The 23,052-nt window shown below is 44.4% G+C and carries 19 protein-coding genes; 9 read left to right on the top strand and 10 right to left on the bottom strand.

Features of this window, described 5'->3' with window-relative positions:
• Positions 1-9 precede the first annotated feature (9 nt).
• From fabF to gmk, 4 genes are all read left to right on the top strand, one after another.
• A complete protein-coding gene (gene fabF, locus G3W54_RS03655) occupies positions 10-1,269 on the top strand; it encodes a beta-ketoacyl-ACP synthase II (RefSeq protein WP_162651778.1) in 1,260 nt (419 codons plus the stop codon).
• Between the two features lie 96 nt (positions 1,270-1,365).
• A complete protein-coding gene (gene mltG / locus G3W54_RS03650; RefSeq protein ID WP_162651777.1) occupies positions 1,366-2,526 on the top strand; it encodes an endolytic transglycosylase MltG in 1,161 nt (386 codons plus the stop codon).
• Between the two features lie 57 nt (positions 2,527-2,583).
• The gene (locus tag G3W54_RS03645) at positions 2,584-3,468 is read left to right on the top strand and encodes a YicC/YloC family endoribonuclease (protein WP_162651776.1); all 885 of its coding nucleotides are present in this window, start codon (positions 2,584-2,586) and stop codon (positions 3,466-3,468) included.
• 46 nt (positions 3,469-3,514) lie between these two features.
• Positions 3,515-4,117 (top strand): guanylate kinase, encoded by a 603-nt coding sequence (gene gmk, locus G3W54_RS03640; RefSeq protein WP_162653539.1) that lies wholly within the window; start codon positions 3,515-3,517, stop codon positions 4,115-4,117.
• A gap of 26 nt (positions 4,118-4,143) precedes the next feature.
• On the opposite strand, the gene G3W54_RS03635 is transcribed toward gmk, so the two are convergent.
• The 7 genes from G3W54_RS03635 to G3W54_RS03605 form a co-directional block, all read right to left on the bottom strand.
• Entirely contained in the window at positions 4,144-4,521 is a 378-nt protein-coding gene (locus tag G3W54_RS03635; protein ID WP_244627820.1) for a VOC family protein, read from the bottom strand.
• Complete coding sequence (gene rsmA / locus G3W54_RS03630) at positions 4,518-5,348, bottom strand: 16S rRNA (adenine(1518)-N(6)/adenine(1519)-N(6))-dimethyltransferase RsmA (protein WP_162651775.1); 831 nt, start codon at positions 5,346-5,348, stop codon at positions 4,518-4,520. Before rsmA ends, G3W54_RS03635 begins: the two co-directional genes overlap by 4 nt.
• The gene (gene pdxA / locus G3W54_RS03625) at positions 5,348-6,370 is read right to left on the bottom strand and encodes a 4-hydroxythreonine-4-phosphate dehydrogenase PdxA (protein WP_162651774.1); all 1,023 of its coding nucleotides are present in this window, start codon (positions 6,368-6,370) and stop codon (positions 5,348-5,350) included. The genes rsmA and pdxA overlap by 1 nt, the downstream gene beginning before the upstream one ends.
• 39 nt (positions 6,371-6,409) lie before the next feature.
• Entirely contained in the window at positions 6,410-7,369 is a 960-nt protein-coding gene (locus tag G3W54_RS03620) for a peptidylprolyl isomerase (protein ID WP_244627819.1), read from the bottom strand.
• Between the two features lie 109 nt (positions 7,370-7,478).
• Positions 7,479-9,797 carry an LPS-assembly protein LptD gene (locus G3W54_RS03615; RefSeq protein ID WP_162651773.1) on the bottom strand — a complete coding sequence of 773 codons (2,319 nt, stop codon included), beginning with the start codon at positions 9,795-9,797 and terminating at the stop codon, positions 7,479-7,481.
• On the bottom strand, positions 9,798-10,889 hold the full coding sequence (gene lptG, locus G3W54_RS03610; RefSeq protein WP_162651772.1) for an LPS export ABC transporter permease LptG: 1,092 nt from the start codon (positions 10,887-10,889) through the stop codon (positions 9,798-9,800). It abuts the gene before it with no gap.
• Complete coding sequence (locus G3W54_RS03605) at positions 10,889-12,088, bottom strand: LptF/LptG family permease (RefSeq protein ID WP_162651771.1); 1,200 nt, start codon at positions 12,086-12,088, stop codon at positions 10,889-10,891. Before G3W54_RS03605 ends, lptG begins: the two co-directional genes overlap by 1 nt.
• A 310-nt stretch (positions 12,089-12,398) precedes the next feature.
• On the opposite strand from G3W54_RS03605, the gene G3W54_RS03600 reads away from it, so the two are divergent.
• From G3W54_RS03600 to G3W54_RS03590, 3 genes are all read left to right on the top strand, one after another.
• Positions 12,399-13,874, top strand: coding sequence for a leucyl aminopeptidase (locus tag G3W54_RS03600; protein ID WP_162651770.1), 1,476 nt, complete (start codon positions 12,399-12,401; stop codon positions 13,872-13,874).
• A gap of 15 nt (positions 13,875-13,889) precedes the next feature.
• Entirely contained in the window at positions 13,890-14,339 is a 450-nt protein-coding gene (locus G3W54_RS03595; protein ID WP_162651769.1) for a DNA polymerase III subunit chi, read from the top strand.
• A 130-nt stretch (positions 14,340-14,469) separates the two neighbouring features.
• Positions 14,470-15,798, top strand: a complete 1,329-nt coding sequence (locus G3W54_RS03590) for a diguanylate cyclase (RefSeq protein WP_162651768.1) — start codon at positions 14,470-14,472, stop codon at positions 15,796-15,798.
• Between the two features lie 148 nt (positions 15,799-15,946).
• Here the strand turns inward: G3W54_RS03590 and G3W54_RS03585 are convergent, their stop codons facing one another.
• Positions 15,947-16,537, bottom strand: coding sequence for an NAD(P)H-dependent oxidoreductase (locus G3W54_RS03585; RefSeq protein ID WP_162651767.1), 591 nt, complete (start codon positions 16,535-16,537; stop codon positions 15,947-15,949).
• A 97-nt stretch (positions 16,538-16,634) separates the two neighbouring features.
• On the opposite strand from G3W54_RS03585, the gene G3W54_RS03580 reads away from it, so the two are divergent.
• Positions 16,635-17,288, top strand: a complete 654-nt coding sequence (locus G3W54_RS03580; protein ID WP_162651766.1) for a TetR/AcrR family transcriptional regulator — start codon at positions 16,635-16,637, stop codon at positions 17,286-17,288.
• A gap of 21 nt (positions 17,289-17,309) precedes the next feature.
• Here G3W54_RS03580 and G3W54_RS03575 read toward each other — a convergent pair whose 3' ends face one another.
• Positions 17,310-19,196, bottom strand: coding sequence for an ABC-F family ATP-binding cassette domain-containing protein (locus G3W54_RS03575; protein WP_162651765.1), 1,887 nt, complete (start codon positions 19,194-19,196; stop codon positions 17,310-17,312).
• Between the two features lie 316 nt (positions 19,197-19,512).
• Here G3W54_RS03575 and G3W54_RS03570 point away from each other — a divergent pair, with 316 nt between their 5' ends.
• A complete protein-coding gene (locus G3W54_RS03570) occupies positions 19,513-20,319 on the top strand; it encodes a DUF2189 domain-containing protein (RefSeq protein ID WP_162651764.1) in 807 nt (268 codons plus the stop codon).
• A 75-nt stretch (positions 20,320-20,394) separates the two neighbouring features.
• Here G3W54_RS03570 and G3W54_RS03565 read toward each other — a convergent pair whose 3' ends face one another.
• Complete coding sequence (locus G3W54_RS03565) at positions 20,395-22,830, bottom strand: methyl-accepting chemotaxis protein (RefSeq protein WP_162651763.1); 2,436 nt, start codon at positions 22,828-22,830, stop codon at positions 20,395-20,397.
• Positions 22,831-23,052 lie beyond the last annotated feature (222 nt).

Below are 23,052 nucleotides of genomic sequence, written 5' to 3'. Positions count from 1 at the left end.
AGTTAGCTTGTGAGACGTGTCGTTATAACTGGTACTGGTATGTTATCTCCGCTTGGATGCGGAACAGAGATCACTTGGTCTCGATTACTTGCTGGACAAAATGCAGCAGCTCGTATTTCTGGTTTTGAAGTTGATGATATTGCAGCACAAATAGCTTGCCAGATTCCAACGGATACGTCCCAAGAAGGCCATTACAATGCTGATGATTGGATGGAGCCAAAAGAACAGCGCAAAGTTGATCCATTTATCACCTATGCAGTTGCCGCTGCAAAAATGGCTTTGGATGATGCTGACTGGCATCCTGAAAGTGATGATGATCAATTTGCAACCGGCGTTTTAATCGGGTCCGGTATTGGTGGTTTGCAAGGTATTGTCGATGCTGGCTATACGCTTAAAGATCGAGGCCCTCGCCGTATTTCGCCGTTTTTTATTCCCGGTCGCTTGATCAATCTAGCCTCAGGCCATGTTTCAATTGCTCACGGTCTTAAAGGTCCAAACCACTCTGTTGTAACAGCCTGTTCAACTGGCGCACACGCTATTGGCGATGCCAGTCGCTTAATTGCTCTAGGTGATGCTGATGTGATGGTTGCAGGTGGTGCGGAATCGCCTGTCTGCCGAATTTCCATTGCTGGCTTTGCAGCATGCAAGGCGTTATCAACGCAATATAACGATGATCCACAAAGAGCATCTCGCCCTTATGATATTGATCGTGATGGTTTTGTAATGGGCGAAGGCGCAGGTATTATGGTGCTTGAGGAACTTGAGCATGCAAAAGCACGAGGCGCAAATATTATTGCTGAAGTCGTGGGCTATGGCCTTTCTGGCGATGCATATCATATTACAGCCCCCTCAGAGGATGGGGATGGTGCTTATCGCTGCATGAAAATGGCGCTTAAACGTGCGGGACTTGATGCTGGCGATGTCGATTATATCAATGCTCATGGTACATCCACGATGGCAGATACGATCGAGTTGGGCGCTGTAGAGCGTTTAGTTGGTGAAAATGCGTCGAAAATATCAATGTCATCAACTAAGTCAGCTATTGGACACTTGCTCGGTGCTGCTGGTTCTGTTGAAGCCATTTTTTCCGCGTTAGCAATTCGCGATAACATTGTGCCGCCGACTTTGAACTTGGATAATCCTGCGATTGAAACCAAGATAGATTTGGTTCCAAAAGTTGCCAGAAAACGTAATGTTGATGTGGCTTTATCCAATTCCTTCGGCTTTGGTGGAACAAATGCATCGCTTGTCTTACGCAGATACGCATAATTTTATGCTCAGGGTATATTTTGCTCTGTTTTTGCCACAAAGATAAAGATATATAGACATCGAAAACTACTATTTATCGAATCGTGTGAGTGAGTTTTGAACGTAGATAACAATGACCAAGGGCGTAGCCGGCCAATAATCCCCGTGTCCCCGACGCAAGCATTAAAGCCGCAAAAGGTTCCTGAGCCGCCAAAAAAAGTGCGCTCAAAACGTGCGCGCTCTCAAACAGTTGTTTTTCTGAATTTTTTGATGACGATGTTGTTTGTTATCACCATTCTCGCAGGCGGTACGCTTTATTTCGGCAAAGTGCTTTTTGAGCAAAAGGGTCCGCTTAAACACACAACAAGTTTTGTCGTCCGCGATGGTGCAGGTTTGGCAACGATTGCCAATGATTTGGAGCGGTCTGGCCTTGTAACGGATGCACGAATATTTCGCTATGCGTCCTCTGCCATCCTTAACGGCGACTCGCTTAAAGCTGGCGAATACGAAATTAAAGCCGGTTCATCCATGCGACAAATCATGGAGATTTTGCAGTCAGGTAAAGCAATTTTATATTCGTTCACTGCGCCTGAAGGTTTGACCGTTTTCCAGATATTTGAGCGTCTAAAAGAGAGTGAAGATTTAACCGGAGATTTGCCTGAAGATTTGCCTGAAGAAGGCAGTCTTTTGCCAAATACCTATAATTTCTCGCGCGGGACTACACGTGCTGAAATTATTGCTCAGATGACAACAGCCCAAGAACGCGCGGTCGAGCGCATATGGGCGCGACGTGTGGCGGACCTGCCGATTGAAACCAAAGAAGAGATGGTTACTCTAGCCTCTATTGTTGAAAAAGAGACAGGTAAAGCCGATGAACGTCCACGTGTGGCAGGTGTGTTTGTAAACCGTCTTAACAAGGGTATGCGTCTACAATCTGATCCAACCATCATTTATGGAATATTTGGTGGCGAGGGTAAGCCATCGGGTCGGCCTATTTATCGTTCCGATTTGGACAAAAAGACCGAGTACAATACCTACCAGATCGATGGATTACCTCCCACACCTATTGCCAATCCAGGTTTGAAGGCGATGGAAGCTGTGATCAATCCATCTCGCACAGAGGACTTGTATTTCGTTGCCGATGGTACGGGTGGACATGCATTCGCTACGACACTAAAAGAGCATAATGAAAATGTTGCGCGATGGCGCAAAATTGAGGCGGCTAGGAAAAAAGCAGCTGAAGCTGTTGCAAAAGAAGAAGAGAAGAGTGAAAATTAGTTCTTTCATGTAAACTTCTTTCCGACCGCTCATTGGGTTTAAACCTGAGGGGGATGTATGGCTGTTAGCTCGATGACAGGATTTGCCAGCGCAGATGGTATATATGATAATGCCTCGTGGCTTTGGGAAATTCGCTCAGTCAACGGCAAAGGATTAGATGTTCGTCTTCGACTGCCTTCTGGTTTTGAAGCTCTTGAGTCACAAGTGCGAGCAGCAAGTGCCAAAGCACTTAAGCGGGGCAACATTCAAATCTCCCTTAATGTTAAAGAGCAGCATTCAGCTGAGCTTGTTGTTAATCAGGCGGCATTAGAGCAAGTAATGAATATCGCTTCGCAGCTTTCTGAAAATACAAATATAGAAAAGGCCAGTGTTGACGGCATTCTAAATGTGCGCGGTGTATTGGAAGAACGGCAGGTCGAACGTTCTCAATCTGATAAAGATAAACTCATTGCTGAAATGAGCGTTAGCTTCTTAGAATGTTTGGATGCTTTAGTAGTTGCAAGACAATCCGAGGGGGCAAATCTTACGAGCGTGTTGTTAGATCAAATGGAGCAGGTTGCCTTAAAGGTTGGTGCAATCGTCGCTGATCCGTCGCGCACTCAAGATGCAATTCGCATAAGGCTGAAAGAACAGGTCCGCAATTTACTGGAGGTCAACTCAGATTTTGATGAGGACAGACTTCATACGGAAGCAGCAATTCTGGCCACAAAAGCTGACCTGCAAGAAGAACTTGATCGTCTTGTCACGCATATTAAAGCTGCTAAAAGCCTAATCAAAGAAGGTGGTGCAGTAGGTCGACGGCTCGATTTTTTAGCGCAGGAATTTAATCGTGAATGTAATACTGTTTGCTCAAAATCAAATGCTGGCGCGGTGACCACGATAGGCCTTGATCTTAAAGTCATCATAGATCAGTTTCGCGAACAAATTCAGAATGTGGAGTAGGTAAGTGAGTATTTCTAATTTGGACGGTATCGCTCGGCGCGGCCTAATGTTGGTGCTTTCATCACCTTCAGGTGCTGGAAAATCCACCATTGCTCGTAGTTTGCTTGAACAAGACAAAGGTCTTAGCCTTTCCGTGAGTGTGACGACGCGCCAAAGACGTGAAAGCGAGATTGCCGGTACACATTATCACTTCATATCGATTAAAGAATTTGAGCGTTTACGCGATAGTGACGGACTGTTGGAATCCGCCGAAGTACATGGAAATTTCTACGGAACGCCACGTGAAGAAGCTGAAATTGCGCTTTCAGAAGGTCGCGATATGCTTTTTGATATTGATTGGCAGGGAGCATTGCAGTTGCAGGAGAAAATGGCTGTTGATGTGGTTTCAATCTTTATCTTGCCTCCAAGTTTTGAAGAATTGCGCGCGCGCCTAAATAGACGTGCGGAAGACAGTCAGGAAGTGATTGAAAAACGGCTTATGAATGCGGCTGAGGAAATGTCTCATTGGCGCGAATATGATTATGTCGTCGTCAATGAAGATCTCAACAAAGCATTTGGCGAAGTACAAGCCATTGTGAAAGCAGAGCGATTGCGTCGCGACAGGCGGCCTGGTCTCTTTGATTTTGTCGAAAAACTATCGGGTCGTTAATACCAACCTTTGAATGCAGATTATTATCAGCGACCGCCGCGGTAGGCCCGGCTTGAAACTGAGATAATGTTTTTCGATGGGTCCTCAGCATCGGAAAATTTATATCCATCCGCTTCGTGTATTGTTCCAAAATTAAGACCGTTCTGGCGTGCTAAATTGCAGAATAGCTCAACATCGGGCACGTCAAAAACAAGTTTCACCGAATTTTGGCCCTCGATGTGTTCTTCACTTATTGGGTGCAATAATATTCTAAACCCATGAGATGAATGCCGAAGTTCAGTGATTTGCTCATCGCCGTGTATCCTAGGTTCAAAGCCAAAGTGTAGCCGATAAAACGCCACCATCGCATCGACGCGTTTTGTATATATAACAATCTGGCTCACGCCTGTTCGCATTACTGTCATTCAAATTCCCTCGCAAGGGCGCAAAACTCGTCAATCTCAAGCGTTTCAGCGCGTCTTGTTGGTTCAATGCCGACTTTTTCTAACAGCGCCTCTCCACCAATTGACTTAAGACTCTGGCGTAACATTTTACGACGTTGCCCAAAGGCTGCCTGCGTGACCATTTCTAGCTTTGATAATTGGCAGGGAATGCGGTTTTTCTTAAGTTCAAGATGAACCACAGAGGATGTCACTTTGGGTGGAGGACTGAAAGCCTCGCGAGATACATCAAAGGAAATCGAGGCGTCCGTCATCCAGCCACATAAAACGCCAAGGCGACCATAGTGCTTGTCTCCCGGTTTAGCGATAATACGCTGGCCTACTTCTTTCTGGAACATCAACGTCATGGATGACCAGAATGGATTATCGATTGATTGTGTTAACCAGTTGGTCAATAATTGTGTGCCAATATTATAGGGCAAATTAGCGATGATCTTGATTGGGTGCTCGTCTTCGAACTTGCTTAAATCAACCATCAATGCATCATCTTCGAGAACATTCAGACGATCAGGGTAGTAATCTGATATTTCCTGCAATGCAGGTAAGCATCGATTGTCTCGCTCAATACAGATAAGTTTTTTAGCATCAAGCGATAGGATTGCACGCGTTAAACCGCCTGGGCCAGGTCCAATTTCGACGACAGTGCTCTTTGATAGGTCACCAGCGTCCCGCGCAATCTTATGCGTAAGATTCAGATCTAGTATGAAATTTTGACCCAATGCCTTATTCGCATCAAGTCCATAGGTTTCAATGGTATCGCGAAGCGGTGGTAACCCATCAAAAGATGCCATTATGCGCCCTTGCTGTGTTGTATTTCACTCATCTTGGCAGCCATTTTAAGGGCTGCGACAAGACTATCATGCCGCGCAATATTCTTGCCAGCAATTGAAAAGGCAGTCCCATGATCGGGTGATGTACGGATGAAAGGAAGTCCAAGTGTAACATTAACCGCGTCGTGAAAGCCGAGCGCCTTTGCTGGAATCAACGCTTGGTCATGGTACATGCAAAGCGCCACATCGTAGTTTATGCGCGCGTCTTCATGGAACATTGTATCAGCAGGTAGTGGTCCGGTGACGTTAATACCTTTTGCTTTAAGCGCCTCTATTGCAGGCACAATAATTTCTGCATCCTCGTGACCCAATGCGCCATCTTCGCCCGCATGGGGGTTTAAACCAGAAATAGCCAGTCTGGGATGCTCTACCCCAAATCGATATTTTAGATCGTAGTATGTAATCTCAGATGTCTTGATAATCAGGTCAGTTGTTAGATGTGCCATGACTTGCATGAGAGGAATATGAATAGTCACTGGCACAGTGCGAAGTTCGGGACCCGCCAGCATCATAACGGGAAGGGGAACCTCTCCATCTGGCATTTTTGCAAGTTCTGCCAAGAACTCCGTGTGGCCGGGATGTTTAAAGCCTGCATCATATAACACAGCCTTAGATATTGGGTTTGTCACAACCGCTGATGTGGCACCTGAATTTGTGAGCTCAACGGCTTTTTCTATAGATGTTAAAATGGTTTGTGCGTTGTCAGGCGTTGGAGTGCCAGTGATAACTTCTTTGCTGCAAGGTAAATTCAGGCAGGGAATAGCTTGATTAAAGTGCTTAAAAACGTCATCCACTTGGCAATCGATAACATCGATGTCTTGGTTTAAGAGCTTTGCCCGCGACAAGAGTGCATCTTTGTTGCCAATGAAAATGAATTCCGGGAGTGAAAGCTTCTTTCGCATTCTCCATGCCGAAATTGTCAGATCAAGACCAATGCCCGAGGGATCTCCCATCGTAAGGGCAAGCGGGGCAGTTGATGTCATCTTATGAATTCCGGTGGTGGACACTACAATTATATACGGCTATTTTTTGATGATCACTGCACGTTTACGAAGTTCTGCAAGATATCTTTTGCTATTTGCATCATCTTGCGGATTGCTCTGTTCTTCCGCACGGAACACCATCTCAGCTGCAACATCGTCTGATACACTGCGAGATGAACAAACGATCAGGAACTCAACACCTTTTTCAGTCACACGCGTACGTGTTGGCTTATTCGGGTTTGTTTTTGTGATAAGCGGAGACCATTCAGGCGGGAGTTCAGGCTGTAAAAACCGACCAAGGTTTTTAACCGTTACATCCTTAAGACCCTTTGTTAGAGACTTTGTCGTGTCGCAAGACTGAATGCGCGCGCGTAATTTCTTCGCTTCGCTATTGCGACGGCCAAGGTTTGATTTGCTGCGCTTTGATTGGGGAACAACAAAAATCACCTGTTGCAGGATATACTCATTGGTCGTTGGCTTATTATCACCACGTTCAAGCATTTTTGACACGAGGTCTTGTGTACTCATGCGTCCAGCCTGACCACCGCCATATCGTGCACTAACAACTCTACCCCAGCCAATTTGTGTTGCAATAAATTGTTTGAAGTGTTTCGCCGTTACGCCTGCTTGCCCTAAAATAGATGACATTCTCTTTGCAGATAGATTATTACCTGATGCGAAACGAGAAAATGCTGCATCAACTTCTCTTTGACTGGGACTCGCCCTAAGGCGCTGCAATTCTTGGGTTTTCAATGCCTGTTCAATAAGTTCTTCGCGTGCAACGGATGATAACTTTCCTCCACGTCGTTGCAGCCGCAAAAGCGCTACGCGACGGGATAAATCAGTGTTGGTAATGGCTTGTTTATTGACAATAATTTTGATCTGGCTTGCTGCCGCGGCTAGTCTTGGTTCTGCTATCGAGAAAACAGCCATACATATAGCAGCTAGTGCAAAAATTATTGATTTTGACATCATGTTACTTTGTTTTACGGTTATCATATACAATGCCCTTATATTCACCTGGTCCAGCTTCCCATATTTTTATATCTATTGTGGGTCTGGGGTCAAATTAAGGCATCATTGGAAACCCTAGATCGTCCCAAGTCTGTTATTTTATGCTAATGCTTGGCGCTTCAACACTTCCTAAAGTCCTGAAATTCATCTTGAATCCAACACTCCATTCTGCCTTAGATGTCGCTGTTGCATGTTTGTGTTCGTAAGTGCTTTGGAAAGAATAACAATCACAATCATATTTGATGCCAGCTCTTGATGTTGTAAAATTGCTTGCATCAAGATCATATGTTGTGTTGCCAAACACTCGCCAATGATCAGTCAGTTTTAGTGAAGCGCTACCGCTAATCTCTTCACGATCAGTGGATGAGCCATATCCTGTTTGTGCCTTGATGCGCGAATGACTCAGACTGGTCTGTAGTCTATCGGTGCTAAAGTTCGCCGATAATGATGAACGATTCACATCAAAATTATCTTTATCAAATCGGCCTGATGCAGTTAGGGATATTCCTTTACCACTATCAAGCGTAAAGGCTCCAACATAATCAGAGCGATCTGTTTCAAGCCCAGAATCTGCTCCGGCACCGGTAAGGTCACTTTGTGCAAATGAGTTTTTGCCACCAAGATGGAACGATTGGCCGAAAATTGCACTTGTTGTGAAACCATTTGAGAATGAACCAGCATACCTTATGCCGATGTTTGCACGTGTTCCACCCTCTATTCGGTCAAAGCCGGAGAATTTGTCACGTTCAAACAGGTTCGATGCGTCAAAGACAAAGCTTTGAGCATCTTCATTCGGCAGTCCACCTGAAAGCCGCTCGTCATTTCGCGCAAAAATTTGTGCGATTGGTTCTATGACATGACTGGATGAACCCGCGCTAACTAACAATGGATATTTAGCTTCCAAGCCTGCAGTCACCATACCACGTGTCGCGCTTGTGCCGCTTGCAAGACCCGCAGGAGCGGTATTCACATCAAAACTATTATAATCACCACGCGCTGCTAATAGTGGTGTGAAGACCAATCCGCTTTCGGTGATGATTTGTTTTTTCCACTCAATTTCAGTTGTGGTGCGGCCATTGGAGCCGTCGAGGCCTTCTGTGCGTCCGGAAACGACTTTTTGCTGGTCACGTGATAAAAACTGGCTGTTATGTGTTAGCTTTAGATCACCGCCTGTGATGCCATCGGAGAATATGCGCGTGTAATCGATAACTGGATGAACGATTGCCTGTTGTTTTTCTGATATATCACCAATTGTGTCTGACTGAATGTCAAATTTATAGGCATGAAGATCGAAATAACTCGTTGTGCCTAGGCCAGTCAGGTAGGCTTGCGAGGTTTGGCGAGTGCTACTGTAACCATCAATCGTGTAGGTATTGGCAAAGTTTTGATCTGTTTGGAACATGCCATTCCAACCAAATTTCCATTTAGGGTTTATCTGAAATTCACCCTTAGAAGCAATGAAGCCGCGCTGTGTTTCCGCACCATCTGTTGTTGCTCGCCCTGCAACAGTATCAAATTGACGAGGATTGCCTTGATGCGCACCAGCAAGTTTTAACGTATATTGCCCATTTCTGAATTTTTGTCTGAATTCGACCTCAGTCATAAACCCTGTTTTGGAAAAGCCACTTGCAGTGACGGTCGCATCCATATTGGGTGCAAGCGCAAAGTAATATGGTACACGTGCTTCAAAACCGAGCTTGCTACTGTAGCCAAACTTTGGCGGCAGAAAACCACTCTTACGCTTGGAGTTGTGCGTGGGAATGGTAAAAGAAGGAAGCCGAATAAGCGGAACACCAGCGACTTCAAAAACAGGTCGCTCAAAACGAATTGTTTTGCTCTTGCCATTGCTAATGACTTTGCGTGCTTTGATTTGCCAGAGCGGTCTGCTTGCTTTCTTTGTTTTACATGTTTTGCAGGCGGTATAAACGCCATCATGGAAAACCGTAACTTCGCCATCACTACGATCAGCACTTGAAGCCGCAATACGTGTGTTATCGGGTGTTTCGACGCGAAGAGCCTGTACAAACCCATCGGCAAAATCGTCAGTGATATCCAATTCATCAGCATAAATGCGATTGCCATTTGGCTCTAATAGCTCAACATTACCTATAGCGCGGACCCGTCCGGTCGTTTGGTTATATTCGATGCTGCGAGAGACGAGTTGGTATTCGCCATAATCGAGCTGAATACCACCTTTTGCCGTAATCAAATCTTGGTCGCGATTATAAATAAGTTCGTCCGCGACTAAGATAAGCCTAGGGTCTTCCGTAACGGTAGGGCCAGTTAAATCGCCAGACGTCAAGCTTTGCGAAATGGCAGGCGCAATTGCAGCGCATGCGACAAGCGTTGCAATACCCCCCGCTTTTAGAGCGCTGGTTATTTTCCACATTGATTTGTGGTACTCAATACTCAACTAACCATCCTCCTTGTGAAGCAAAACTGTGCCTCCAATTGTTGATGCGATAATGACAGGAATCCAAGCCGCCACTATCGGTGGAATTGCACCTGCTTCACCGAAGGCCGATATAAGTTCCGAAAGCACATAAAGCAGAAACCCGGCAAGGATTCCACCCATAATCGCATAAAGTGACTGCCCAAAGCGCACAAATGTGAGGGAAACCATGCCTGCGATGAATGTCATGGCCACCAAAAACGCCGGAAGTGCCAATAATTGATGAAATTTAGTGATGTAACTGCTTGCTTTTAAACCAAAAGAATTAGCTGCATCAATTTTGGTTGGCAAATCAAAAAATGAAACAGAATCAGCTGAAGAAAATGCCTCCTCAATAAATTCCGGCTGCAAATTAGTTTTAATTTTTAGTATCGCTGTCTTTTTAGCAGCTTCGCCATTTTTGATAATACTCACATCATTCAGTTGCCAGTAACCATCAGAAAGTCTTGCTTGCTTTGCTTCAACCCGATCTGAAATTATATCATCTGCATCTAAACGAAGAAAAGTAACCTGATTGAGGAGCTGACCGTTATCTGTCTGGCTGCGCGCGCCAATGATTGTCGTACCCTCGGATGTTGTCTGTCTTAGCCAGGGTGGATTTTCCTGACCGGAACTAAATGTATCGCCAAAGCCGTTTGACGTTGCGATTTCATCCGCTAGACGAGCCGTATAAGCCCCCAATGGATTGAGTGTTGTAATCGATAGAGCACCAATCACGAGATTACATACAATGATAGGCAACAAAAATTGCCAAGCAGACAACCCGCTTGCCCTTGCAATCACCAGTTCGTATTTTTTGCTAAGGTTTAAAAGCGTTGAGATTGTCGCGATGAGCACCATAAATGGAATGGATATCTGGATAAGTACAGGTATCCGCAAGAGGGATAAAAACGCTGCGATATCAGCAGAATATCCTGCAACATTAGAAAAACGTCGAGCCGTTTCTCCAAAATCAACAACAAATATCAAGGCACTGATTGCAATGAGGTTCATTGTGAAGCTAAACAGGTAACGTTTTGCAATATATCTCGATAGAACGCCAAGCAGGATCATCAAACGGCCCCGTTATTTTTGGTTTGTGAAGTAGGTTTTGTACGACGTTCAAATATTGATGTGATGCGTTCCTGTAATCGATCAATTAAATTTTGTGCAGATTTGGGAAGCTTCAAACTATAACCCGCATAGATTTGAAGCATGAATAACAACGTAACAAAAATTGGGAATATATAGTTTAAAGCACCCGCGAAGACTGATGTTTTGGAGTTTTCAAGAATAATACCCGCAATGACGCGCACGATGACGCACGTAATCACTGCGGATGCAATTCTTTGAAAATGCTGAGCGCGGTTCGATTGAGCATTGGCCAAAAAAGCAGCCATGATCGCTCCGAATGCAATGGTGTAAAGCCAGCTCGATAATCTAAAATGAATTTCATAATTATAAAATAAACGATGACTTTCATAGTTCGAATTTGTGGTGTCAGGCTCAAGTAATTCCGGTAGATATAATTCTTTGGGAAGCGGGTCGCCTTTTTCTGTGCTAGGGATAAATGATGCCATATCAAGGACATAGGATTTGAAATTAACCACAGAAACTTGCTCGCCGCCCGCCGCGCTGCGGTGAATTTCACCATCATTCATGACAAGCAAGTTGGCGTTATCAGTTTTCTTTAACGTGCCAACTTTGGCATAATATATCAGTTCAGCCGATGGATCGCGGCGGTCGGATAAGAAGATCCCGCCCATGCCACCACCTGGCAGTGATTCTGCTACTTGAATGTAAAGACCGTTCTCAATCTTGCGGAATTTTCCTGATGATATGGCGAGAGAGATAATATCTGTATTCGAACCAGATAGAATGGAATAGAGGTTTCGATTTGCTTTCGGCCCAGCAAAGTTAGCGACCAATAGAAGGCCTATGCCTAACAATACTGAGAATAAAATAATAGGTTTTGCAATAAATATATTTGACGCGCCTGAGGCTTCAATAACCACGAGTTCGCTGTCTTCATTCATGGTTGTCAAAATCCGGCCAATGCCAACAAGCAGAGCAAATGGGGCAACGGCAAGCACGACTTCAGGAACGAGGGTCAGAGATAGTTTGAAAAATGTGAGGAGGGCACTGTTCGACGTTGTTAAAACATCAACTCTTATTAAAATCTGTGTTGTGAGTGCAAGAATGGTAATCGCAGAGAGTGACAATAGGGTCAGCGAGGCAATTCGCCCAAATATGTAGCGTTCTATCTGCTTCATATTTTAATTCGTCCCAAATACAAAATTGTTACTGTCCCACTAAAGTCAAACGCGTTCTCGGCTCATTTCGGTAGTGAGAAGAAACAAGAGAGGAGACGTAAACTAAACTTACCATACCATTATATCATATGATCAAATAATGGGTAATATTTAGCAAATAAATGTGGTTAATAAATTACTCTTTTCGTTCACAAAATAATACGCATACCTGCGACGCTCTGTGAAAGACATCCTAACTGCGCTAAGTACATAAATAAACCACGAATCGCAGCCCTAAGAAGCAAAATTGGGTAATTGGAGAGCAAACATTATGAAAATAGATCTAACTTTCAGCAAAACATCAAAAACTGCCTGTGATTTAGCTGTTTTTGTTGTCGATAAAGTTGATGAGTATCCTGCTGATATTGAAAATATTGCTGATGATAAACTGATCTCAAAAGCAGCCAAGCTCGCAGATTTTTCTGCAAAATCAGGTGAATCGTTCACTTTTATAGCGCCGGATGGTTCAAATTACGGCAAAGTTCTCGTGGTTGGTATTGGAAATGGTGAACTTGATGAGGTGAACCAATGGCTCAATCTAGGTGGGCAGATTTGCGCAAAAATAGGCTCCGCTGAAAAGGTCAATGTTTTTACGAATTCCGCAGGCGAAGGTCAGAGTGAAGATCTCATTGCTCATCTTGCAGCCGGCTTAACATTACGCGCATATGACTTTGATCAGTATAAGACGGTCACTAAGAAAAAAGATGCCGACAAAGTTCGCAAGATAAAGATTGTTGACGTAAATCATTTGAAAATTAAGAAGAGTTTTGTTGAACAGGATGCTATTGTTCAGGGTGTGATTTTAGCGCGCAACATGGTCAACGAGCCAGCGAATACACTCGGACCTGTGGAATTTGCAGCAGAAGCTAAGGCGCTCGAAGAATTTGGTATTAAGACTGAAATTCTCACTGAAAAACAAATGAGCAAGTTAGGGATGAACGCCTTATTGGGTGTTTCTTTAGGGTCCGAGCGTCCTCCCCGTCTTGCAATCATGCGCTGGGATGGTGGGAAAAAATCAGAAGCACCAATTGCATTTGTTGGAAAAGGGGTCGTGTTCGATACGGGTGGTATTTCCATCAAGCCTGCTGGCGGTATGGAAGATATGAAGGGTGATATGGGCGGTGCTGCCGCTGTTATTGGCTTGATGAAAACGCTTGCTATGCGGAAAGCCAAAACAAATGTTGTGGGTATTCTCGGTCTTGTTGAAAATATGCCTGATGGAAAAGCCCAGCGCCCTGGTGATATTGTAACATCCATGTCCGGGCAGACTATTGAGGTGATTAATACTGATGCAGAAGGACGCCTTGTCCTGTGCGATGCGCTTCATTATTGCAACACACGTTTTAATCCGCAATTCATGATCAATTTAGCTACACTAACTGGCGCTGTTCTGGTGGCTCTTGGCAATCATCATGCTGGATTATTTTCTAACAATGATGAGTTGGCAGATCAAATCAGCGAGGCGGGTTTAAATACCAGAGAACGTGTTTGGCGCCTTCCGCTGGATAAAGAATACGATAAAATGATTGATAGTAAATTTGCTGATATGAAGAATACCGGTGGGCGCCATGCCGGTTCCATCACGGCAGCTCAGTTTTTGCAACGCTTCGTGGGTGAAACACCTTGGGCGCACTTGGATGTAGCTGGAACAGCAATGGGATCGCCAAAAACGGATATCAACACATCTTGGGGCTCAGGTTTCGGGGTTCGATTGTTAAATCAGTTGGTTGAACAAAATTATGAATAATGAACAAATTACATAATGGCAGAAATACTTTTCTATCATCTAACAGAAACAAGGCTTGAAGATACGCTGCCGCAGCTTTTGGAAAAAAGCATCGCGCGTGGCTGGAAAGCTTGTATTCATTGTGGGTCCGAAGAGCGATTAGATATTCTTGACAATCATCTTTGGACCTATCGTGAAGACAGTTTTTTAGCTCATGGCAAGGTTGGCGATGAAAATGCAGAACTGCAACCAGTTTTGCTCACCACATTAGGTGATAGTGCAAATAATGCACAAGTTCGCTTTGTTGTAGATATGGGCGAAGAGCCCAATGCAGATGAATGCGATAGAATTGTTTATATGTTCGATGGCCATGACCAAGAGCAATTAGAACGTGCACGCGCTCAGTGGAAGGCTTTTTCAAAGAGTGGAATGGAAAAAACTTACTGGCAACAAACCCCCGATCGTCGGTGGGTTAAAAAGGCCTAACTCTTTATAAATGAGACCTTTGAGGCTGTTTGGAATGTTTATCCATTAGAATTTACGTAAAAGTTTAATAACATAGTAAGTCTTTTGTAGAAATCTCACACCAAGATTAAAGGTGCACTCGGGAGACTTTATGTCCTTTAGAAAAGACAGCCGCGGACCAAACGGTCTCAATCAATTTAGTGACATAAACATTCTTCTTGTTGAAGATTCACGTACTTATCAGCAAATTATTTTTGATCAGCTTGATAAAACTTTTGGCGCAAACGTCACGATTTGTGCAAGTTATCAAGAAGTGCTTGATGCGGTCACATCAGGTGTCCAATATGAAGTGGCACTTACAGATTTGAATGTGCCTGGTGCTCCAAATGGCGAAGCAATGGATGAACTTCTGGCTCGTGATATTCCCACGGTGGTATTTACAGGCACGTTCTCGGAAGAAGTTCGTGATCGCATGTTGAACCGTCGAGTTATTGATTATGTGGTGAAAGACAATCCAGATTCTGCTCGAATATTGGCTGAAACAGCTCGTAAAGCATTGCTCAACCGCTATTCCAGTGTTCTGGTTGTTGATGACCAGAAAACAACACAAGCTGTTATGGTTGGCTTACTCGAACCGCAACTCTACAACGTTCACGCCGTGTTCAGTGGCAAAGAGGCATTGCACTTGCTGGAGCAAGGGCATCAGTTCGATTTGATCGTCACAGATTACAATATGCCGGGAATGAATGGAGATGAATTCGTCTCACTCGCTCGCAAGGGTAACTATAGCGAAGATATGCGGATCTTGGGTGTTTCATCAACGGGCAATAGTTTGATGTCAGCGCAATTTCTAAAGGCTGGTGCAAATGACTTTATGCAGCGCCCTTTTGCAGCGGAAGAGTTCCAGTGGCGTGTGAGTGAAAATGTTGAAACGGTCCGGCTAACCAAGCGCCTTAATGGCATGGCCTATCGTGATTTTCTAACAGAGCTATATAACCGTCGCTTCCTCTTTAGTGATGGTGCTGAATTGGTTCAAGAATCTCATGCCGCGGGGCAGGTGCCTTCGGTCGTGATGATAGATCTGGATAAATTTAAATCTATTAATGATAAATGTGGTTATGCCGCAGGTGATTATGTCTTGAAGACTGTCGCTGACGTTATTAATTCAGCGGTCGATCATAGCAGTCAGATATTGACACGTTTGGGTGGCGAAGAGTTTGGTGTTGTGTTGCTTCATGGTGGTCTAGCTGCTGCAAATGAATTGGCCGAGCGGATTCGGGAAAAAATTGCTGCCACGTCGATAACTTTAGGCAAAAAAACAATTAAAATTACAGCATCGATGGGCACAGCCCAATTTGCACCAAACGAGACAATCGATTCTATTTTAAATGTTGCTGATGTATATTTGCATGAAGCGAAAGCGGGTGGACGCAATCAGGTTGTTTCCCAGCCAGAAAATACACTAAAGCGTACTGCGTAATTAAACCCGACTATATTCTTAAAGGGTGCCGCCGGTAAGGTTACCTGATAGGGCAGGTGAAGAACTCCGCGAAAGGGATAGGGCCTTTTCGCGGAGTTTATTTATGTAAATTACGGATTGTCAATTTTGAACGCCGATTGCAGGATATCTAGCTGTTAGCTGCTTTCGCGCCCATTTTAGTTGCGCGATCCAGCCATTTTGGAATGTTTTTACTTCCGTTGAATTTGACAGATCCAAATTGGACGATGGCCTTCGGTTTAATGCCAACGAAATCAAATACCTGATTTTTGATCACGCGCCGCCCGGGCTTGCGGTAGTATATTGTGTCAAGCCATGGCGGGGTGTCCGACGTAATAATGGCATCACCCGTTCGTCCTTTTAGTAATTTGTCCCAACCCACTCCTTTGTCATGATATTTAAATGCAAATCCCGGTAATAGTCCTTGGTCCAAAACCGCCTTTGCCTGCGCCGGCATAGCCGCCCACCAATATGGATGAACAAACAAGACGTGGTCTGCCCATAACAAGTTTTCTTGCCATTCCTTTAGGTCAGGAGCAAGTGCAAGCCGTTTGCCATCATATCCTTTAAAGGCCTCTGCATTAAGAGTCATTTCGCTTAAATTCATCCGTCTTATTTCAGCGCCCGCAGTTTGTGCGCCTTGTTGATAATTGTCAGCAAGCGATGCGCAAAGGGAGGATGTATTAGGGTGTCCGACCCAAATAAATATCTTTTTTGTCATGTTAATTTCCAAAACGTGAGTAATGCTTATGTTTATAAACGTGACATATACTCATGTTTGTGCGATTGTCAATGAGCTGAATCAAATGGAGATGAATTTGTCAGAAGCAGAACGTACATCAGATCGAATATTGCCGCGCAAACAACCGGTGCAAGAGCGTAGCCGCATTAGGTTTGAGCGAATATTGGAGGTGTCTTTAGAGCAGATTAGCAAGAAAGGGATTGATGCTGTTACAATGAACCAAGTTGCTGAAATTGCAGAGATTTCTATAGCATCGCTCTATCAATATTTTCCTGATAAAACGTCGATTGTCGCGACCTTGGCAGAGCGGTTCAATTGTGAAGGGCAGGATTGCGTAAGCGATGTTTTTGGGCATGTTGCAGAGATTGATCAGCTAAAGCCGGCGGTCTATGAGATGATGGATAGCTATTACGAGTTTTTTCAAACTGTTCCTGGAACCCGTGCCATTTGGCAAGCTGTTCAGTCAGATCCACAGCTGCACTACATAGATGAGGAAGACATGCTTCATCATACGCAATCGTTAAAAGATGTTATTTTGAGGGTCATGCCAAATTTTCCACCAGATGAGGCTGTTCGCATGGCGCAGCTGTTCACATCCATCATTGGTATGACTGTGCGGCAGGCCATCGCATTATCAGAACGAGAAGCATTGGCGCTCATTGAGAGCTGTAAGTCTCATATGTTAAGCCCTGCAATAGATAAACTTATAGACGAACATGTTGATCGGTGATTGAGCTATAACGCCCCGCATTTAGGCAGATGCGAGTGCTGCCTCATATTCTTCTGAACGTGTTGTCCATTCTTCTTCCAAAATAGTAACTTGATTGAGAAAATCTCCACGCTCAGCCGTAATTTGCGCCACGCGATCAGGATCTTTTTCATAAATCACCGGATCAGCCAGTTCTTCATCGAGTTTGGCAATTTTGGTCTCGACCTTTTCGATCTTGGTTTCGATCTCGGTGACCTTGCGTTTAAGAGGTTTAAATTTCTCGCGCGCAGCAGCTGCTTTTTTGCGTTGCTCAGCCTTAGACAGTTTTTTGGGAGCATCACTTTCAGCTTTCTTGGCCTTGGTTTTGCCGCCAACAACTAAATCACGATATTCATCCATATCGCCTTCATAAGTTGATACGGTGCCATTGTTGACGATCCAGAGACGATCTACCGTGGCTTCAATCAAATAGCGATCATGGCTAATGAGGATCACAGCACCTTCATAGTCCGTCAGCGCCTGAATAAGGCTTGTGCGGCTATCGATGTCCAAATGGTTGGTTGGCTCATCGAGGATCAAAAGGTGAGGGCCGTCAAATGTTGCGAGCCCCATTAAGAGACGAGCTTTCTCGCCACCCGATAGCTTTTCAACAACGGTACCCATTTTCTCAGACGTTAAGCCCATGGCAGCAACACGTGCCCGAACTTTTGCCTCTGGTGCATCTGGCATAAGTGCACGAACGTGCTCAACAGGTGTTTCACCTGCATGAAGGTCATCAAGCTGATGCTGGGCAAAAAAACCAATATTCAGTTTGGTGACACGGACAAGTTCACCAGTTTGATTTTGCAAACGATCCGATATGAGCTTGGCAAATGTAGACTTGCCATTACCGTTCATACCTAAAAGCGCAATCCGGTCATCAGCATCAATCCGCAAAGTGATATCACTTAGGATTGGTTTACCGGGTTCATAGCCGCAAGATGCATTATCAAGCTTGATAATTGGCGATGAGACAGGTTTCTTCGGATTAGGAAAATTAAACTGAGAAACATTGCTCTGGACAACCGAGGCCACAGTTCCCATTTTCTCCAAAGCCTTGACGCGAGACTGTGCTTGCTTGGCTTTACTTGCTTTAGCTTTGAAACGATCAACGAATTTTTGCAAATGCTGACGTGCAGCTTCGTTTTTTGCGTGCGCCTTTTCTTGCAAGATATCTTGTTCCGCCTTTTGGCGTGCAAACTGATCGTAATTACCTTTGTAAAGCGTCAGTTTCTTCTGATCCAAATGGATGATTGAATTGCAGGCATTGTTTAACAGATCTCTATCGTGGCTGATAATGATGGCCGTGTAAGGATAGGAACGAATATAGGCTTCAAGCCAAAGCGTGCCTTCCAAGTCCAAATAGTTGGTAGGCTCATCAAGCAGCAACAAATCAGGCTGTGAAAACAAGATCGCAGCAAGTGCAACACGCATGCGCCAACCACCAGAAAAGCTTGATGCTGGTCGCCCTTGTGCCGCTTGATCAAATCCTAGGCCAGCCAAAATAGATGCAGCGCGGGATTCGGCAGAATGCGCATCAATATCGAATAATCGCATCTGAATATCAGCAATACGGGTCGGTTCCGTCGCGGTTTCAGCTTCGAGCATCAGCTCGGTGCGTTCTTTATCGGCAGATAGCACGATATCAATTAGTGAATCTTCAGTTGATGGTGCCTCTTGCGCAACCTGGCCTATGCGGCATTGGCGCGGCAGGCTTATATCGCCCGTTTCGGCGCCCAAGTCACCCGTTATAACACGAAAGAGCGTTGATTTACCCGCACCATTGCGGCCAACAATACCTGCCTTCATCCCGGTCGGGAGCGTGACAGAGGCATTTTCAATCAACAAGCGCCCGGCAATGCGAGCAGTAAGGTCTGTAATGGTAAGCATGGCATGGCTTTTATAGGGAGCTGATACGAATGCAAGCGGAAAGTTTGGAATTATAATGTCGCACGAATGCCAAGCGCACTTCAGCCTGAGATTTCTGCTTCTAAATAAGCAAAAATAATCATAAATCGATCTGTTTCATTCTTATGCCCTAGCCATATCTGAAATGTTATAAGCAAACTATTAAAGGTAAATATCGGACCAGTTTCTGCTTGATCCAGATCAATATATCGATCATCAACATTGGTATAGTAGTTTTGCAATGTGGTTGGGAGGCTGCATTGCATACTTCTTATAAGCGGCAATATGGGAGGGAAATATGTCGTCATCTGGAATTACACCGGGAATGCTAAGGGTGAGAGCGCTGAAAGTGCAGAAGGTTTCTGCGCAAAATGTCAAAGATGCGCTTGCAGCAGGGTTCAGAGATTTTTTTCGCAATCCAATGCTCAGCATGTTTTTTGGATTAGTATATGCTGGGTTCGGTCTTGTTTTTTTGGCGGGCCTTGTCGTTTACGATAATCTTTGGATGATTATACCTGCTGGTGTCGGGTTTCCACTCATTGCTCCTTTTGTCGCGGTCGGGCTTTATGAAATGTCTCATCGTTATAAAACGGGTGAGAGCTTCACCTGGGGTGAAATTTTTACTGTTGTGTTACGACAGCAAAAACGCGAATTCGGGTGGATGTCGTTCGTTGTTCTATTTATTTTTTGGAACTGGATTTTCGTTGCTCACTGGCTGTTTGCGGTGTTTTTGCAGTGGCACTCGATTTCATCGCTAACGAGTTTTTGGACAGTTATAACCACAACGACAGACGGATATGTCTTTCTGGCCGTTGGTACAGCTGTTGGCGCCGTATTGGCAACATTGTTGTTTAGCATTACTGTTATTTCCATGCCGCTTTTGCTCGACAAGGAAGTGGACTTTATTACGGCAATGCTCAAAAGCATTGATGCGGTTCAAAAAAGTCCGCTTGTAATGCTTGGTTGGGGTGTCGTGATTGCTATTCTGGTTTTCTTGGCGCTTTTACCTGCCTTTATCGGTATTATTTTTATATTGCCAATTTTGGGTCATGCGACTTGGCATTTGTATGATGTCGCTATTAAAGATGAACATGTTGCTCAATGAAGCCTATATTGCCAAGATGCAAAAAGGGCGAGGTAATCCCCGCCCTTATTCAAAGTTTATATCGGCTTTAATTAATTAGAACTCATCCCAGTTATCAGCGTCATCAGCCGGAGCCGCGTTGCCGCTAAATGCACGACTTGCCTTGCTAATCAATGTCTTGGCGGGGGAAGGTTTCGCAGAGTGTGTTTCATCGGCTTTAACCGGGTGAAGTGAAACTGATTTTGCTTCATGCTGCGGTTTGTCGAATACAGATTGTTGAGCAGCTCGTGTGGATGCCTGTTCGCTCAACTTGAATGTTGCAATCAGTCCTGAAAGTGTCGAGACTTCATCGGCTATTTGCTGTGTGACGGCTGTATTTTCTTCAACCATAGCAGCATTTTGCTGCGTAACTTGATCCATAGAACTAACAGCATTATTGACTTCTTGAATGCCCGTCAACTGCTCATTGGCACCTTGTGATATTGTACTGATCTGACCATCAATTTCATTCACATGCTCAGAGATTTTTGCCAGTGCTTCACCTGTTTCGCGCACATGTAGCACGCCGTTTGAAACTTCTTCACCAGATTTTTGGATCAAGCTTTTGATCTCTTTTGCTGCATCGGCAGAACGCTGGGCAAGTTCGCGAACCTCTTGTGCAACAACAGCAAAACCTTTACCCGCTTCACCGGCGCGGGCGGCTTCAACTCCTGCATTGAGTGCAAGCAAATTCGTTTGGAAAGCGATCTCATCAATAACATTGATGATATTTGAGATATCACCAGATGCTTTTTCGATACCTTCCATTGCAGATACCGCATTACTAACAACAATACTTGATTGTTCGGTATCATCTCGCGCATTCTTAGCACGAGCAGCAGCTTCTTTTGCGCGTTCGGATGTTTCTTGCACTGTCGCGGTGATTTCATCGAGGGCCGCCGATGTTTCTTCCAAAGATGCAGCTTGTGTTTCCGTTCTGCGGGAAAGTTCACCCGTTGCATTGCTAATCTCACCGGAATTGTCTTTAAGGGTTGCAGACACAGATGTAATACGTGTCATAGATTGGCTCAGATTCTGTACAGAATCATTGAAATCGACGCGTAATCTATCCAGTTCTCCTTCGAACGATGTTGATATATTTGCCGTTAGATCACCATTTGAAAGTTTTTTGAGCCCACTGGCAAGTGCTTCAACAGCATCTGCAAGTTTTTGGGCTTCAAGTGCTTTTGCTTCTTCGTTTTGTTTTCGCTCCTGATCGCTGGCGGTGCGATTTTCCTCGTTTTCTTCCTCTAGGCGCTCCTTTTCAATCGCTGCATCGCGAAACACGGAGACAGCTTTGAAAATCTTGCCGATTTCATCGGAACGATTAATTCCTGATAATTCAATATTTGTTTCACCCTCAACCAGATGATTCATGTCATCTATGACTTTATCAAGTGGCTTAGTGATTGATCTTGAGAAAAGGAATGCCGCAACCATTGCTCCACCAATAAGAACGAGCGAAATAAGTAAAATGATATTTCTCATAGTGTTTGCGCCAGCAACAACCTCGCTATCAGCGATAAGTGCCGCCGCAATCCAGTCTTTACCTTGATAATCAATTCGAGCGGTTGAAATATGGAACATCTCATCACGATAAGAGTTAATGTAATCAACTGGTTGATCGGCGTAAGAATTTTCCAGAAGGTTTTTAGTAAGTTCAAGTTTTCGATTGAGTGACTCATTCTCGTCGGTTTTTTTCGAGTCCGTGATCATTAAACCGTCTGCTCTTAGGAGTAATGATTCACCGGTAGTACCTAATCCTGTCGTATTGTCCATGATCTGCGCAATTGGGTCGATCGCGACCTGAAGAACAAGAGTACCTAGCGGTCGTCCTCTTTTAGTCAGGCGTTTGGCAATAAAGGATGCAGGTGTATTGGCCGTTGGTGCGTATTTTTCAAAGTCATCGGAAGCGACAAAATCTGTGCTCTCATTTGCCATAACCTCGTTCCAGACTTTTGCAAGTCCAGTGTCTTTCCACTCGCCATTTTTCAGGTTTGTCGCGTAATCAGGTTCCTTGAAGACTGTATATATAATATCGCCTTTGTTATCTATCAGGAACAGGTCATAGTAACCTTGATGTCTTACAAACTCCCGTAGATAATTGTGGTACTTTTTATGAGCTTTATCATAAGTATCCTTTTCAGCGGTTTCCAGAGCATCTTTTTCGCCTACAGGATGAGGGTTGTCTGTAATGTAACGTTTTTGAAGTTCGGCTGTTTTATCTCCCGACATTAAGCCCCATGAGGATGCCATACCTACAAATGCGTTGGCTGTGTTCTCATCATTCGACATTCTGATCAGATCGGTTTCGACGGATTTGAGGTAACCCTCAATCTGGTTCCGTCGGCCATCAGCAATAGCTTGGAGTTTTTCATCAGACTTTATGGAGAGATAATGGGAAGCAACAAAGTAACCCGCTATGCTTGCAATTCCTACGGAAAATAAAGTCAGTATAGCTGCTGCGACGGGTAGTTTTTTGGAGATATTCACGAGCGCACCTCACGGTAGAAATAATCAATTTCATGAACAAAAGCCCGAGAATCGCTTCATGCTAGTCGAAATTTTTGGGGGAATCGACCTCTCATAGTGTAAATTTGTGCTAAAGTACTCAATAAAGGCTTAATACTCTGCCACGAACTATTAGGTAGAATAATTGATGTAAATCGAATCTAGTTCCAAGTATAAATGATATTTGAACTTCATTTAAGCTCT

The organism is Lentilitoribacter sp. Alg239-R112, from assembly GCF_900537175.1.
Classification (GTDB): domain Bacteria; phylum Pseudomonadota; class Alphaproteobacteria; order Rhizobiales; family Rhizobiaceae; genus Lentilitoribacter.
The sequence above is the reverse complement of the archived record's forward strand: the minus strand, read 5'-3'. Positions and strand labels throughout refer to the sequence as shown.

What these genes read in the sequence shown, in the direction of transcription:
- G3W54_RS03645 (WP_162651776.1), top strand. Translation starts at nt 2,584, where the DNA reads ATGGCTGTTAGCTCGATGACAGGATTTGCCAGCGCAGATGGTATATAT.
- gmk (WP_162653539.1), top strand. Translation starts at nt 3,515, where the DNA reads ATGTTGGTGCTTTCATCACCTTCAGGTGCTGGAAAATCCACCATTGCT.
- G3W54_RS03635 (WP_244627820.1), bottom strand. Translation starts at nt 4,521, where the DNA reads ATGACAGTAATGCGAACAGGCGTGAGCCAGATTGTTATATATACAAAA.
- rsmA (WP_162651775.1), bottom strand. Translation starts at nt 5,348, where the DNA reads ATGGCATCTTTTGATGGGTTACCACCGCTTCGCGATACCATTGAAACC.
- pdxA (WP_162651774.1), bottom strand. Translation starts at nt 6,370, where the DNA reads ATGACATCAACTGCCCCGCTTGCCCTTACGATGGGAGATCCCTCGGGC.
- G3W54_RS03620 (WP_244627819.1), bottom strand. Translation starts at nt 7,369, where the DNA reads ATGATAACCGTAAAACAAAGTAACATGATGTCAAAATCAATAATTTTT.
- lptG (WP_162651772.1), bottom strand. Translation starts at nt 10,889, where the DNA reads ATGATCCTGCTTGGCGTTCTATCGAGATATATTGCAAAACGTTACCTG.
- G3W54_RS03605 (WP_162651771.1), bottom strand. Translation starts at nt 12,088, where the DNA reads ATGAAGCAGATAGAACGCTACATATTTGGGCGAATTGCCTCGCTGACC.
- G3W54_RS03600 (WP_162651770.1), top strand. Translation starts at nt 12,399, where the DNA reads ATGAAAATAGATCTAACTTTCAGCAAAACATCAAAAACTGCCTGTGAT.
- G3W54_RS03595 (WP_162651769.1), top strand. Translation starts at nt 13,890, where the DNA reads ATGGCAGAAATACTTTTCTATCATCTAACAGAAACAAGGCTTGAAGAT.
- G3W54_RS03590 (WP_162651768.1), top strand. Translation starts at nt 14,470, where the DNA reads ATGTCCTTTAGAAAAGACAGCCGCGGACCAAACGGTCTCAATCAATTT.
- G3W54_RS03585 (WP_162651767.1), bottom strand. Translation starts at nt 16,537, where the DNA reads ATGACAAAAAAGATATTTATTTGGGTCGGACACCCTAATACATCCTCC.
- G3W54_RS03575 (WP_162651765.1), bottom strand. Translation starts at nt 19,196, where the DNA reads ATGCTTACCATTACAGACCTTACTGCTCGCATTGCCGGGCGCTTGTTG.
- G3W54_RS03570 (WP_162651764.1), top strand. Translation starts at nt 19,513, where the DNA reads ATGTCGTCATCTGGAATTACACCGGGAATGCTAAGGGTGAGAGCGCTG.